Below are 15,389 nucleotides of genomic sequence, written 5' to 3' on the forward strand. Positions count from 1 at the left end.
GGAACCCGTCAGGCCGTCGACGAGACGCCGTCGGCCGGTTCGCCGGCGACACCGGTCGGCCGGCCGTCGGCGTGCCCCTGGCCGACGTGCGGGGTCTTCTCCCAGCTGAACGGGGAGAACGCCAGCTGGTGGACCGCCCGCCAGGCCGCGATCGACCACAGCACCGAGTAGAGCGGGGCGAAGACCGCGGGCCACCCGCTCAGGCCGGCCCGCCGGGCGGCCGCGAAGGTGATGCCGACCCGCGCGACGATCGACACCCCCTGGGCGGCCAGCACCGGTGCCAGCAGCCCGGCACCGAACGACGACCGGAACAGGCCCGACACGGCGAGCACGGTGAGGGCGGCCGTCACCGGCAGGACCAGGGCGGTCACCGGGGCGCTCGCGACCACGCCGAGCAGCACGAGCAGCCCCGAGGCGCGGAACCGGCGCAGGGTCCGGAGTGGGCGGCGGGTGTGCACGATCGCCGTCATCAGGAAGCCCTTGAACCACCGGGTGCGCTGGCGGACGAACGGCCCCGGCACGTCGAGGGCCTCTTCCCAGGTCACCGTCTCGATCATCTCGGTGCGGTAGCCGAGCGCCGCGCAGCGCATGCCGAGGTCGGCGTCCTCGGTGACGTTCCAGGCGTCCCAGCCGCCGAGCGTGCGGAGGGTGTCGGTGCGGAAGTGGTTGCTGGTGCCGCCGAGGGGGATCGGCATGCCGAGCCGCACCAGCCCGGGCATCGAGAACCGGAAGCGCAGGGCGTACTCCATGGCGAACTGCCGGGTCAGCCAGTTCACCTCGGCGTTGTGGAAGAGCAGTTGTGCCTGGACGCAGGCCAGCCGGTCGTCGGCCGAGGCGAACCGGGCGGCGACGCGGCGCAGTTGGAGGGGGTTCGGCCGGTCCTCGGCATCGAAGATCACCAGAAGCTCGCCGCGGGCCAGCATCAGCCCCAGGTTCACGGCCCGGGGCTTCGTCTGCGGAGGACCGGGCGGCAGGCGCACGATCCGGACGAAGGCGGGCGGATCGGTGGCGAGCACCGCCCGGATCGTGTCGGGGTCGTGCCGTTCCACCAGGACGAGCACCTCCAGCCGGTCCGGCGGGTAGTCCAGCGCGGCCAGGTGCCGGACCAGGGCGCCGATCACCCCGGCCTCCCGGTAGGCGGGCACCACCACGGTGTAGAACGGGAGGTCCGCGTCCGCGAGCGGCGGTTCCTCCGGGGTCCCGCGGCGTCCGCCGCTCAGCAGCCCGGCCACCGCGACCACCGCGTGCAGCAGGCTGTAGGCCGTCGCCAGTGTCGTCAGCAGCAGGAGCGCGACCATGGGCGCGACCACCACCACCGCCAGGACGCAGACCGTCCCGGCCGCGAGCGCCACCAGCTGCCAGCGGGCGAATCCGGACCTCGCCGCGAACTCCGGATGCCGGCGGGCGAACCCGTTGGCCATCTCGTCGGCCACCTCCGCCGACCGCTCCTCCAGGACCCGGTCCTGCGCCTCGGCCCCACCACGCGCCAGTGCCTCGACCACATCCACTTCGACGAACCCCGCCATGCCTCCCCCTCCTCGCCCCACCGGTGACCACCAGTTCGATGATCATCGGAAGTATCCCGTGTCCGCGGGCCGGCGTCAGGGGCGGATGCCGCCGGCTACGACGTCTCCTGATTCCCCGTCAGGATCTGCCTGGGCCGCTCGCCTCTGTCGACCCGGATCACCGGCGCCTTTCGGTCGCGCAATCATTTTCGGCCGTAATCGAATCCTCGACGGTTCGCGCCGCATTCGACCCCCCTATCCTCGTGCCCGATCGCAGCTCCGTCGGAGCCAGGCGATACACGCACGGAATTCCCGCCCAAACCGCCCACGATGGGGGAATCCTCATGCCGATGCCCAAAGCCGCCCGCTTTCTTGCCGCCGCCGGTGTCGCGGCGCTGCTCCCGCTCTCCTTCGCGTCCAACGCGCACGCGGCCACGTACCTGCAGACCGTTGCGCTCGAGAACGTCACCACGGGGAAGTGCGCCGACCTGCCGGGCTACGGCTGGAACCCGCTCGACACCCGGGTCAGCCAGTACAACTGCAGCTACGGCGTGTACGACAACCAGATGTGGAACCTGGAGCAGACCCGCACCGTCGATGGGCGGCCCCTGTACCGGTTCGCCAACGCCAAGAGCGGCTACTGCCTCGACCTGCCCGACTACGGCGCCGCCCCGGCCGGGGCCCAGGTGTCCGTCTACACCTGCAACTCCGACCCCGCGAACGACAACCAGGAGTGGTACCTCGTCGACGTGGTCGGCAACGGGGGCTACGAGATCGTCAACTACCGGAACGGCCTCTGCTTGGACGTCGCCGGCTGGGCCGGCGACGGAAGCGACCGCGCCAACGACCTGCCCCTGACCGTCTACCCCTGCTACGACAGCTCGTGGCACGGCGGCGTCTACGACGGTTACGACGACCACATCTGGCGTTTCGCCGGCTGATTCAGCGCCAACTCGTCGATCCCGCACGCTCATTGCGAAGCGTGCGGGGTCGACACCACGCGTTCGCGCAGCGGCCTCCCGGTCGAGGGGGTGCCGACGCTGACAAGTCGATCACAGCTATGGACCCCACCGGAGACGGCAAAGTACGGTGGGCGCGTCGCCGGAGGCCCGCCCCGAAACGCCTTCGAGCTGACCTTTCCCGGGCTGCCCGACCGCACACGGCATCAGCCCGCACGCAGCATCGGCAATGACAACCGACCAGCGCTCAAAAGGCGTTTGCACCGCCAACCCGACAGGCGTGGCTCCGGTGCAGTGGCACGTTCATGAGGGGGATCGACAATGACGTCGGCGAGCATGTCCGAAACCGGCCCGGTTCATCGGGCTTTCGAGGAACAGGCGAGACGGACCCCGGACGACATCGCCGTGGTGGCGCAGTCGGTCCGGACCACGTATTCGGAGCTCGACCGCAGGGCCGCCGCTGTGGCCCGCGAGCTGCGCCGCCTGGGCGTCGGGCGGGGTTCGCTGGTGGGCGTCTGCCTGGACCGCGACGAGTGGCTGATCCCGGCGCTGCTGGGGGTCTGGAAGGCCGGCGCGGCCTACGTGCCGCTGGATCCGGTCCACCCGGCGAGCCGCCTGGAGTTCATCGCCTCGGACGCCGGGATCTCCCACCTGGTCTCCTCGTCGGCCGTCCTCGAGCGCCGCGGGGAGGTCCGCCGGGCCGCCGGCGTCGACCTGCTGCTCGTCGACACGGTGGTCCCGGGCGCCGACGACCGCGCCGCCCTCGACATGTCCGGCGAGCCGACGGACGCCGCGTACGTGATGTACACCTCGGGCTCGACCGGCCGGCCCAAGGGCGTGGTGGTCGAGCACCGCAACGTGACGGCCCTGCTGCGGTGGGAGTCGTCCGTGTACTCGGCCGGCGAACTCCGCGGGATGCTGGCCGCGACGTCCGTCTGTTTCGACCCGTCGGTGACCCAGTTGTTCCTCCCGCTGCTCGGCGGCGGGACGGTGATCCTGGCCGAGAACCTGCTCGCGCTGCCCGCCCTGCCCGCGCGGGACCAGGTCACGATGGTCTACGGGACGCCGTCCGTCCTGGCCGCGCTCGTGCGCGAGCCGCTGCCGTCGGGCGTGCGCACCGTCCGCGCGGGCGGGGAACCGCTCACCCGGTCCCTGGCGGACCGGATCTACGCCAACGCCGGCGTGCGACGGGTCGTCCAGAGCTACGGCCCCACCGAATGCACCGTCAGCTGCGTGACGTACGAGGTGCCCAGAGCCGGGCGGGGGGAGCCGCCGATCGGGTCGCCCTACGCGTGGAGCGGCCTCTCGATCCGTGACAGCGCCGGGAACCCGCTCGGCGACGGCGAGGTCGGGGAACTCTGGGTGTCCGGTCCGCTGGTCAGCAGGGGGTATTCGGCCAGGCCGGAGCTGACGGCCGAACGGTTCGTCACGGATGCGGCCGGAGTCCGGCACTACCGGACCGGCGACCTGGTCCGGCGGGCGGACGGGCTCCACCACTTCGTCGGGCGGGTCGACGATCAGGTGAAGGTCCGCGGCTTCCGGATCGAGCCGGGCGAGGTCCGGGCGACGCTCGCGGGGCACCCGGCCGTCCAGCAGGCCGTGGTGCTGGCGCCGGCCGACGAGGACGGCACCCGGCAGCTGGTGGCCTACGCGGAGTCGGCCGACCGGACGCTCACCGGGGCGCGGCTGCGTGCCTGGCTCCGGGACAGGCTGCCGGACCACCTGGTGCCGTCCCGGATCGCCGTCCTCGACCGGTTGCCCGTCGGTCCGACCGGCAAAGCAGATCGCGCCGCACTGGCCGCGGTGGAGTTCGGCCGCGGGGTCGACACCGAGTACGCCGCCCCGCGCACCGGTACCGAGCGGCGGATCGCGGAGGTCGTCGCCGGTGTCCTCGGTCTGGCGGACGTCGGCATCCACGACGACTTCGGCGCGCTCGGCGGCCACTCCCTGGCGGCCGCTCGCGTCTGTGCCGTCCTGGGCCGCGACTTCGGGACGGCCGTCTCCCTGGCGGCGTTCCTGGAGGCGCCCACCGTCGCCGGACTCGCCTCGCTGCTGCGAGCCCGGTCGGCCGACGGCTCGGGTAGCGAGCCGGAGCCCGCGTTGGTCCGCCACGCGGGGCGGGACACCTACCCGCTGACATCCGCGCAGCAGGGGATGTGGCTGCTGCGGCAGGTCAGTTCGGCCGAGCGCGCCACGACCATCGCCTTCCGGCTGGGCCTGCGCGGACTGCCGAGCGCGGCGCGGCTGCGGGCCGCGTTGGACGCGGTGGTCGAGCGGCACGAGGTGCTGCGCAGCGTCGTGCCGGCCGGCGTCGTGGTGGACGCCCCGGGCCGGGGCGTGGACGCCTCGGGTCGGGGCGTGGACGCCTCGGGTCGGGGCGTGGACGACGGACCGGTCGCGCTGGTCCGTCCGCCGGCCCCGGTGCCGTTCGAGGAGCACGATCTCAGGGGAGCGCCCGAGGCGGAGCGGGCGAGCCGGGCGGCCGAGCTGACCCGCGCGGCCGCAAGCCACGCATTCGACCTCGCCACCGAGACACCGCTCCTCAGGGCCACCCTGCTCCGGCTCGACGACGACACCGCCGAACTGGTCGTCGTGACCGACCACGTGGCATTCGACGGCTGGTCGATCGGCGTCCTGATGTCGGAGCTGGCCGGCAGCCTCGGTGGTGGGACGGACCACGCGTCGGGCGGCGGCCCGGACATCACGCCGCCGCCCGTCCAGGTCGGCGACATCGCGCTGCACGAGCGCGCGCTGGCCGCCGGGCCCGGCCGGGTCGAGGCGCTGCGGGCCTTCTGGGCACGGGAGTTGGCCGACGCCGTCCCGCCGCACGACCTCCTCTGCGCCGAGTCAGCCGAGCCCGCCGGCCCCGGTCGACTGGTCGGCGAACGGCTGGCCCGTCCGCTCGACGCCGACACGGCGGCGATGCTGCGCGAACTCGCGGCCGACTGCGGAGCCACTCCGTTCTCGACGTTCCTGACCGCGCTCGGTGTGCTGGTCGCCGGCCTCACCGGCCGGTCCGACGTCGTCCTGGGCGCAGCCGTGGCGAACCGGGCGCACCCCGAGCTGGAGGCGGTCGTCGGGCCACTGGTCGGCATCATGCCGATCAGGCTGCGGCTGGAGGAGGGACTGTCCTTCCGGAGCGCCGTCGGCCGTGCCTCCGCCACGACCGCCCGCGTCATGGACCATCCGGGGTTCACCGTGCAGGACGCCTTCGAGGCGGCCGGCGTCGAACACCCTCGGGGAACGATCGGCACCCCGGTCGTGCTCTCGCTCCAGCCGGCCGGCCTCCCGGTGGCGGTGGAGCACGACGGCGTCCGTCTGGAGCTGCTCGGCGAGGTGAGCAGCGGCGGGACGCAGGCGGCGCTGACCGTGTTCGTCAACGAGACGGCGCGGGGGCCGGAGCTCCAGATCGAGTACGACGTGGACCGGTTCGGCCCGGCCGACGCCGAGGTGTTCGCCGACCGGCTGCTCCGGGTCCTGCGCGCGGCGGCGGCCGATCCGGACCTTCCGCTGTCCGCCCTGGAGCTGGTGAGCGGAGCGGAGAAGGCCGCCCTGCTCGCCGCCGGCACCGGAGTCCCGCTGCCGGCCGGCGGCCCGCGGACCGTGGTGGCGGCCGTTCTCGAACAGGCCGCCCGGCGGCCGACCTCGGTGGCCGCCTCCGACCCGGCCGGTGAACTCGACTACGCGGAACTGGCCGAACGGTCCCGGCGAGTGGCCGCGGCCCTGCTCGCGAGGAGAGCGGCCGAGCCCGCGGCAGGACCGGCGGAGGCGTTCACCGTGGGGGTCTGCCTTCCCCGCGACCGGTTCCTGCCCGCCGCCCTGCTCGGCGTCCTGCGAGCCGGTGCGGCCTACGTTCCGCTGGAACCGGACCAGCCCACCGAACGGCTGCGCGGCCAGCTCGCCGACTCCGGGGCGACCGTCGTCGTCGCCGCCGAGGAGACCCTCGCGCTGGCCGGCGAGCTCGGCGAATCGGTCGGCGTCGGCGTCCTCGACCTGGGCGGCCTGACCGACCCCGGACCCACGAGGCTGCCCGAGGCGGCGCCCGAGGGTCTGGCGTACGTGCTGTACACCTCCGGTTCGACCGGCCGGCCCAAGGGCGTGGAGGTCACTCACGCGAGCCTGGCGGCCTTCGTGGCCGCGATGCGGATCAGGCCGGGCGTCCGGCCCGACGACGTGATGCTGGGTCTCACGTCACCGGCCTTCGACGTGTTCGGGTTCGAACTCTGGGTCAGCCTGGCCTGCGGACTCCGGCTGGCGGTGCTGGACCGCAAGGCCGCGGTCGACGGGTATGCCGTCGCGCGGTTCATCGACCGGGCCGGGGTGACGTTGATGACCGCCACGCCGACCACGCTCCGGATGCTGGTCGCCGCCGAGTGGTCGGCCCCAGGGGTGCGCGTCGTCAGCATCGGCGAGCCGATGGACCCCGGGCTGGCGCGCGAACTCCTGGCGCGGACAGGCGAATTGTGGAATGCCTACGGGCCCACCGAGAGCACGGTCTACTCGACCATGGCGCGGGTGGAGGCTCCCGTCGGCGAGGCGGTGCCGATCGGCCGCCCGCTGGCGGGGGAGACGGCCTACGTGCTGGACGCCATGGGCCGGCTGGTGCCGCCGGGAGTCACCGGAGAGCTGTGGATCGGCGGTGCGGGCGTCGCCCGGGGCTACCGGAACCGGCCCGAGGCGACCGCGGCGGCGTTCACCGCCGATCCGTTCGTGCCGGGCGCAAGGTGCTACCGGACCGGTGATCTGGCCCGCTGGCGACCATGGGGATCCCCCCGGCCGGTGGGGGCGCCTCCCAGCCTCCCCCAGCCTTCGGCCGGGGGGACCCCCATGGCCGGGGGCGCCGGGGGAGGCACCCTCGACTTCCTGGGCCGCCGCGACCAGCAGGTGAAGCTGCGCGGCCACCGGATCGAACTCGGCGAGATCGAGACCGCCCTGCGCACGGAGCCGGCGGTCGTGGACGCGGCCGTCGTGGTCCTCGGCGACGGAGCCGACGCCCACCTGGTCGGCTACCTCGCGGTGGACCCCTCGGCGGCGACCGCGGACGCCTTCGGCACGCCCGCGGTGGAGGAGCGCCTGCGCACCCGTCTCCCGGACCACATGGTGCCCCGGCGGTGGGTCGTGCTCGACGCCCTGCCCCTGACGGCCTCGGGCAAGGTGAACCGGGGCGCCCTCCCGGCGCCCGGTCGCGAAACCGGCGGCGAGCAGGTCGCCCCGCGCACCGATGCCGAGCTGCTGGTGGCCGAGGTGTGGGAGACCGTGCTCGGGGCCACCGAAGTCGGTGCGCACGACGACTTCTTCGCGATCGGCGGGCATTCGCTGGCGGCCACCCGGGTCGCGGGCCGGTTGATGGCGGCGCTGGACTTCGCGCTGCCGGTGCGCCTGCTGTTCGAGCACCCGGTCCTGGCCGACTTCGCCGCCGCGCTGGAGGCCCTGCTGCTGGCCGACCTCGCCGAATCGGCGGACCCGGCCGGCCTCGACGACCCGGCCGACCCGGCCGAACCCGCCCGCCCGGCCTCCGGCACCGGCGGCGGTGCCGCATGACCGAGGTGTCCGCCGAGCGGCGGGACCCCAGACTCACCAACGCGCTGCGCGCCCGGCTCGCCTCGGCCCGCCGCACCGCGGTCCGCAGCACCCCGGCGATACCCGCCCGCCCGGACGCGGACGCTCCGGCCCCACTGTCGGCCGCACAGACCCGGCTGTGGTTCCTCACCCAGCTGGATCCGGAGAGCACCGCCTACCACATCCCGGTCGCCCTGCACCTGCACGGACCCCTGGACCGTGCGGCGCTGCTGGGGGCGGTGCGCGATCTCGCCGAGCGGCACCAGGTCCTTCGAAGCCTGATCGTCGAGACCGACGGCGAGCCGGCGGCAGTGGCGGGCCCGGCGGACGCGGTACCGCTGGCCGAGGCCGATCTGACCGGGCCGGGCGAGCGGGAGTCGCTGGACCGCCGCCTGACCGAGGACCTGCGCAGGCCGTTCGACCTGGCCGTGGAACCGCCCCTGCGGGCGGTGCTGTTCCGGCTCGGCACCGACGAGCACGTCCTGGCACTGACGGTCCACCACATCGCCTTCGACGCCTGGTCGAGGACGGTGGCGGTGGCGGAACTGGCGGCACTCTACTCGGCGCGGCTCGGGCTGGCCGAGTCTCCCGCACCGCCACCGGTCCAGTACGCGGACTACGCGCACTGGCTCTCCGGGCGGCCGGAGGACGGGGACCGGGCGGAGACCGACCTGGCCTGGTGGGTCCGTGCGCTGTCCGGCCTGGAGCCGGTCCTGGACCTGCCCACCGACCTTCCCCGCCCACCGATCGCGGAACGGGCGGGCGCGGAAGTGCCGGTGGTCCTTCCGGCCGCCCTGACCGCCAAGGTGCGCGGGCGGGCCGCCGAGACCGGCTGCACGCCGTTCATGGTGCTCCTCGCGGTCTGGCAGGAGCTGCTGGCCCGGCTGTCGGGCGTCGACGACGTGCCGGTCGGCGTGCCCGAGGCGGGACGACGGCACCCCGACACCGAGCACACCATCGGCTTCTTCATCAACACCCTGACCATGCGGACCGACCTGTCCGGCGGGCCGAGCGGCCGGGAGCTGCTGACCCGGGTGCGCGACACGGCACTGGAGGCCTTCGCCCGCACCGAGGTCCCGTTCGAGCGGATCGTGGACCGGCTGCGCCCGGCCCGCGACCTCTCCACCACGCCGATCTTCCAGGTCCTCCTCAACGTGATCGACACCCCGACGGCGGCGCCGCGCTTCCCGGGCCTGACGGCGAGGGTCTTCGCACCGCCGGCGACAACGGCCAAGTACGAACTGAACCTGGCGTTCGCGGCCACCTCGTCGAGCGGCACCGGCGACACCTACGAGGGGTCGCTGATCTACCGCACCGACCTCTTCGAGCGGCACACCGCGCAGCGGATCACCGAGTGGTACACGGCCCTGCTGGACGGCGTGCTGTCCGACCTCGACCGCCCCGTGCGCGAGGTGGCCGTGGAACCGGTGGACGGACCGCTGCTCTCCGGGCCGCGCCGGCAGTTCGACCTGGACCGGCCGCTGCACGGACTGGTCGAGCGCTGGGCGGCCGAACGGCCCGACGCGACGGCGGTCGTGGGCCCCGACGGCGAACTCACCTACGGACAGCTGGACCGGCGGGCGAACCGGCTCGCGCACCGGCTGCTCGCGGCCGGAGTCGGACCGCAGGAACCGGTCGCCGTCCTGGCCGACCGCCGGACACCGCTCGTGGTCGCCCTGCTCGCCACGCTGAAAGCCGGCGCGATCTACCTGCCGCTCGACCCCGCGTACCCGGACGACCGGCTGGCCGACATCCTGTCGACGGCGGGTGCGCGAGTCGTCCTCGCGGAACGGGAGTTCGCCCAGCGCCTCCCGGGGCGCGGTGCGGACACCGCGGGCACCCCCGCGGAGCTGCTGCTCCTGGACGGTCCGCCCGCCCCCGGGACGCCACCGGAACAGCCCGGCGGAGCACCCGGTGTGGCCGTCGATCCGACCGCGCCGGCCTACCTGGTCTTCACCTCGGGCTCGACCGGCCGCCCCAAGGGCGTCACCGTCGAGCACCGGCAGATCGTGCACTACCTGCACGCGGTGACGGAGCGACTGGCCGGCTGCGGTGTCGAGGGGGGCGCGTTCGCCCTGGTGTCGACCCACGCGGCGGACCTCGGCATGACCAACCTCTTCGGCGCGCTGGCCACCGGCGGCACGGTGCACCTGGTGGACCGCGAGGTGGCCACCGACCCGCAGGCGTACGGGGAGTACCTGGAGGCGCACCCGGTCGACGCGGTCAAGATGGTGCCGAGCCACCTCGAACTGCTCGCCGCCCACGGGGACCTCGGCCGCGTACTGCCCCGCAAGCTGCTCATCCTCGCCGGAGAGGCCTGCTCCTGGGACCTGGTGGCCAGGATCCGGACCGCGCGGCCCGAGCTGTCCGTGCAGGTGCACTACGGCCCCACCGAGACCACGGTGTCCGTGCTCGGCTGCACCGTGGAGGAGACCCCGCCGGCCCGGCGTTCGGGGACGGTTCCGATCGGCCGGCCACTGGCCGGCGTGGACTGCTACGTGGTCGACCCCGGCGGCCGGCCGCTGCCCGCCGGGGTGCCCGGCGAGCTGTGGATCGGCGGGCCGAGCGTGGCGCGCGGGTACTTCGGCCGCCCCGACCTCACCGACGAGCGCTTCGTCCCCGACCCGGTGACCGGCACCTCGCGGTGCTACCGCTCCGGGGACCGCGTCCGGCTGACCACGACCGGACTGTTCGAGTTCCTCGGCCGGATCGACGACCAGGTCAAGATCCGCGGCTTCCGGGTGGAGCTGGGCGAGGTGGCCACCGCGCTGCGCGACCTGCCCGAGATCGCCGAAGCGGTGGTGCTGCCGGTCGGCGAGGCCCATGCCAGGCGGCTCGCCGCCTGGGTGACCCCCGCGGCGTCGGCGTCCGGCGTGGACGTCGCGCGCGTGCGAACGGCGTTGCGCGAGCGACTGCCCGACTACATGGTACCCTCGGCGATCGTCGTACTCCCGGCGCTGCCGCTCAACCCCAACGGAAAGGTGGACAGGTCGGCGCTGCCCGCCCCCGAGCCGGCGGCGAGTACCGAGCACATCGCCCCGAGCACGCCGACCGAGCTGCGCGTCGCACAGGCCTGGGCACAGGTCCTCGACCTGGACGCCCCCGACGGCATCGGCGTCGACGACGACTTCTTCGCCCTGGGCGGGGACTCCTTCCGGGCCGTGCGCGCCGTCCGGGCGATCGACCCGACGCTTCGGGTGATCGACCTGTTCACCCGGCCGACCGTTCGCGAGCTGGCCGCGTTCCTCGACGCGGCACAGGCGCACGAGCCCGACGGCGAGCGTCGCCTGCTGCACCGGCTGGCGGGTCCCCCGCCCGGCCGGCTCCCGACCGTCACCGTGGTGTGCCTCCCCTACGGCGGCGGTTCGGCAGCCGCCTACGGCCCGCTCGCCACGGAACTGGCCAAGGCCATCCCCGGCGCGGCCGTGCTGGCGGTGGAACTGCCGGGGCACGACCCGGCGAGGCCGGACGAGCCGCTGCTCCCGCTCACCGCGCTGATCGACCGGGTCGTCGCCGAGCTGGCCGAGGCGGCCCGCCCGGCCCCGGGGCAGGGCGGCCGGGTCGGCCCGGTTGCGGTGTACGGCCACTGCGTCGGCTCGGCCGCGGCCACCGAACTGGCACTGCGTCTGGAAGCCGAAGGTGTCCCGGTGACGGGCCTGCTGGTCGGCGGGAGCTTTCCCGGCGCGCGGCTGCCGGGGCGTCTGTCGACCTGGCTGCGCAGCAGGTTCCCGGCCACCCGCTGGACGTCGGACCGGGCCTACCGGGACTTCCTGCGCACCCTCGGCGGCATGGACGAGGACGGCGACGGGGACGGCGAGGCGGCCGAAGCGGCACAGCGGACCATGCTGCGCGCTCTGCGGCACGACGTGGACCAGGCGCAGGGCTGGTTCACCGGTGAACTGACCAGGGCGGACGCCCGCAGGCTACGGGCCCCGGTGCTCTGCGTGATCGGCGAGAGCGACCGGTCCACCGAGCTCTACGAGGAACGGTTCACGGAGTGGGGAGCCTTCGCCGACCGGGTCGAGCTGGCCACCCTCCCCAGAGCGGGCCACTACTTCCTCAAGCACCAGGCCGCCCAGCTCGCCGCGCTGATCGGCGAGCGGCTCGGCGCCTGGGCCGGCGGCCGGCTGCCGGAGCCGCTCGCCGACGTCACGGTCGTCGGCCGGAAGGCGCGGCACGACCTCAGGAAGTTCTACGTCGTCGCCGCGGGCCAGACCGTCTCGCTGATCGGCAGCGCGCTGACCTCCTTCGCCCTCGGCGTCTGGGCCTACCAGCAAAGCGGGCGGGTCCTCGACTACGCGCTGATCAGCATGCTCGCCATGCTCCCGGCGATCGTCGCGGCGCCGCTGGGCGGCGCGGTGGCGGACCGGATCGACCGCCGCCGGGTCATGCTCACCTGCGACGCCGTCTCCGCGACCGCCACGGTGTCCCTGGTGGCCGCGCTGTGGAGCGGCAGCCTGGCGCTCTGGCAGGTCGGCCTGATCGTGGGCGTCATGTCACTGGTGACCGCGTTCCGGCGACCGGCCTACCTGGCCGCCGTCGCCCAGCTCGTCCCCAAGCCGTACCTGGTGCAGGCCAACGGGCTGGCCAACCTCGGCGCCGGCCTGGGGACGCTGATCGCCCCGCTGGCCGGCGGCGCGCTGATCGGGCTGGTCGGCCTGCCCTGGGTGGTGGCCGTGGACGTCGCGTCGTTCCTCGTCGGCCTGGCCGCGCTGCTGTGGGTGCGCTTCCCCGACCGGCTCTTCCGGCGGCAGAGGGAGTCCTTCGCCCGGACCGTCGTCGGCGGCTGGCGGTTCCTGATCCGGCGGCGTCCGCTGATGATCATGATCGTGTTCTTCATGGTGGAGAACTACCTGGGCACCCTCGCGGTGACGCTGACGGTCCCGAGCGTGCTCTCCTTCAGCGGCACCACGGCGGTGGGCGTGGTCACCGCGGTCGGCGGCGCGGGCGCCGTGGCGGGCAGCCTGATCGTCGCGCTGTGGGGCGGCACCGCCCGGCGGGCGACCGGCATGGTGGGGTTCGTGGCCGGTGTCGGCCTTGGCGTCGTCCTGGTCGGCCTGCGTCCGTCGGTGACGCTGGCGGCCATGGGAGCACTCGTCTGGTGGGCATCCATGAGCATCCTCAACGCGCACTGGCTGGCCATCATCCAGATCAAGGTCGGCCCGGAGCTCCAGGGCCGGGTGCTCGCCACCAACCAGATGCTCGCCGTCGCCATGACCCCGCTGGCCTTCCTCACCGCCCCGCCCCTCGCCGAGTACTTCTCCGGCCTGCTGAACCCGGCAGGGACGCTGGCGGACACCGTGGGACGCGCCCTCGGCACCGGGCCCGGCCGCGGCACCGGCCTGCTCCTCGTCACCTGCGGACTGCTGCTGATCGCCTGGGCCGTCCTGGGCCTGCGCTACCGCCCCCTGCGGTACATGGAGGACGAGCTGCCGGACGCCGTCGCCGGTGCGGAGATCGCCGAGGACCTCGACACCCTGCAGGCCGCGGCCGACCGCGCCATGCCCGGCGGGGGGCGGTGACCGGGTCGGCCGTGACACGTGGTGGAACTCCCTCGGGCGGTCGCACGAACACGCCACCTGAGCCCGCGGGCCCGGCCGGCCGGGGGAGGATGTCACAACAACCACTAACTCGCTGTTCTCAGCCATTGCCGACGCCGTCCACTTCTCGGACGGCGTCGGTGGCGAGGCCAGGTGATGGCTCGTACGGCGATGGCCGGTTGGGCGGCGTTCGAAAACGCGCGCGCTCGAGGTGCTGCCACAGCCATGGCCGGGGACTTGAAGGTACTGGTGATCGGGGCGGCCGGAACCGGTCGGCTGTCGGCAACGGCTGAATCTGGGTTCTGGATCACTTTCCGGGCTCTGTCGCTGATTGAGGGGTCTGTGACGACCAGGAACGGGTGGTGGGCATGACCTAGGGGTGATGGATGCGGCGGGTGTGGCTGGCCTTCTCTTCCCTGCGATCGGCGTGGAGGTCGAGGAGATGGTTCTCGGGGATGACGAGGTTCGTCTCGCCTTGCGGTCGGCGGTTGTGCCGGCCGCCTGTCCCGGGTGTGGGCGGAGATCGTCGCGGTTGCACTGCTACTACAGGCGGCGTCTTGCAGACCGTCCGATAGCCGGCCGACGGGGCGCTTGGAGCTGAGGGCGCGTCGTCTCGTGTGTGGGAACGAACAGTGCAGGCGACGAACGTTCGCCGAGTAGATCCAGGATCTGACGTCCCGGCACGCGCGCCGTACGACCGCCCTCACCACCCGGCTCACCGACATCGCGCTGTTCCTGGGCGGACGGGTCGGAGCCCGGCTTGCAGGCCGTCTTGCCGTGACCACTGGGCGGGACACCCTGCTCCGCCTCATCCGTGCGCTGCCCGTCCCGTCGTCGGGACTCGTCCCGCGTCTGGGCGTGGACGAGTTCGCCGTTCGCCGTGGTCGCACCTACGCGACCGTCCTCGTGGACATGGACACCCACCGGCCGGTCGACGTGCTCGCAGACCGGACTGCGAACACCTTCGCCGCCTGGCTGCGCGATCATCCCGAGGTACGGACGATCTGCCGCGACCGCGCCGGCTCATTCCGCGACGACGCCGGCGCAGGTGCAGCACACGCCCAGCAGGTGGCTGACGCCTGGCACCTGCTGCACAACCTCGCCGAGGCAGTCGAGCGCGTCGTCGGCCGCCACCGCGCCGACCTGCGCGAACCCCTCACCGTGAGAGAAGACCGGGATGACGCGCTCCGTTCCACAGCCGCTTCCCGAGTCGGCCGACGGCCACTGTCGGTGAGCAGCCCGCGCAGCTGTGGCACGGCGGACCGTCAGCCCACCCGGGCGCAGGCCCAAGCAACGGTGAACGGGGTCGGTGGGCGAAGCATGCCCCAGCTGTACTGCCCGCAGTGAGGATGTTGCATACCTGACGGGGAAGGCTGACGGCCTTCCCTACCCGTTGTTGGGCAGCGTTTGTTCGGGAAGATCGCTGAACTCGCCGGCAGCGGCACCGGCTTTCCATGCATCCCACTCTGTTTGGGTGTAGACGAGCACGGGCGCGTCGTCGTCGGCGCGGGTGCGCATCACCACGTAGCCCTCGTTCATGAACGCGGCCCGGGGCCCATCGGTGTCACCAGGGGCCCCGTACCAGGTGGCAGCGTCCAGTTCGGCTCGGCTGAACGACCTCTTGGGTTGTTGGGACAACTCGGTCCTCCGGTAGCGGTGCTGCTGGCGATCGGACTCACTGTAGCGGGCGGTAGATGGCCGGGAGCGGTGGATGTCCGGTACGTCAGGCATGGGGTGGACCGAGCGGCGATGGGCGACGCTCGCTAACCTGAGACTCGCGAGGAGCCGGGCTGTGGAAGTGCGACTCCTTAGCATGAGGCCTCGTG

6 protein-coding genes are annotated in these 15,389 nt (G+C 73.5%); 4 read left to right on the forward strand and 2 right to left on the reverse strand.

What is annotated here, in order from left to right; genetic code table 11:
- Positions 1–8: 8 nt before the first annotated feature.
- Positions 9–1,526, reverse strand: coding sequence for a glycosyltransferase family 2 protein (locus ACFVUY_RS29205; protein ID WP_387734865.1), 1,518 nt, complete (start codon positions 1,524–1,526; stop codon positions 9–11).
- A 329-nt stretch (positions 1,527–1,855) separates the two neighbouring features.
- On the opposite strand from ACFVUY_RS29205, the gene ACFVUY_RS29210 reads away from it, so the two are divergent.
- From ACFVUY_RS29210 to ACFVUY_RS29225, 4 genes are all read left to right on the forward strand, one after another.
- The gene (locus ACFVUY_RS29210; RefSeq protein WP_387684620.1) at positions 1,856–2,446 is read left to right on the forward strand and encodes an RICIN domain-containing protein; all 591 of its coding nucleotides are present in this window, start codon (positions 1,856–1,858) and stop codon (positions 2,444–2,446) included.
- A 354-nt stretch (positions 2,447–2,800) separates the two neighbouring features.
- The gene (locus tag ACFVUY_RS29215) at positions 2,801–8,005 is read left to right on the forward strand and encodes an amino acid adenylation domain-containing protein (RefSeq protein ID WP_387734868.1); all 5,205 of its coding nucleotides are present in this window, start codon (positions 2,801–2,803) and stop codon (positions 8,003–8,005) included.
- Positions 8,002–13,545, forward strand: a complete 5,544-nt coding sequence (locus ACFVUY_RS29220) for an amino acid adenylation domain-containing protein (protein ID WP_387734870.1) — start codon at positions 8,002–8,004, stop codon at positions 13,543–13,545. Before ACFVUY_RS29215 ends, ACFVUY_RS29220 begins: the two co-directional genes overlap by 4 nt.
- An 876-nt stretch (positions 13,546–14,421) precedes the next feature.
- A complete protein-coding gene (locus ACFVUY_RS29225; RefSeq protein ID WP_387734873.1) occupies positions 14,422–14,910 on the forward strand; it encodes a transposase in 489 nt (162 codons plus the stop codon).
- Positions 14,911–14,949: 39 nt separating this feature from the next.
- Here ACFVUY_RS29225 and ACFVUY_RS29230 read toward each other — a convergent pair whose 3' ends face one another.
- The gene (locus ACFVUY_RS29230) at positions 14,950–15,102 is read right to left on the reverse strand and encodes a hypothetical protein (protein ID WP_387734876.1); all 153 of its coding nucleotides are present in this window, start codon (positions 15,100–15,102) and stop codon (positions 14,950–14,952) included.
- Between the last annotated feature and the right edge of the window lie 287 nt (positions 15,103–15,389).

Origin of the sequence: Kitasatospora sp. NPDC058063, assembly GCF_042885395.1 — a bacterium.
GTDB lineage: Bacteria > Actinomycetota > Actinomycetes > Streptomycetales > Streptomycetaceae > Kitasatospora > Kitasatospora lactacystinica.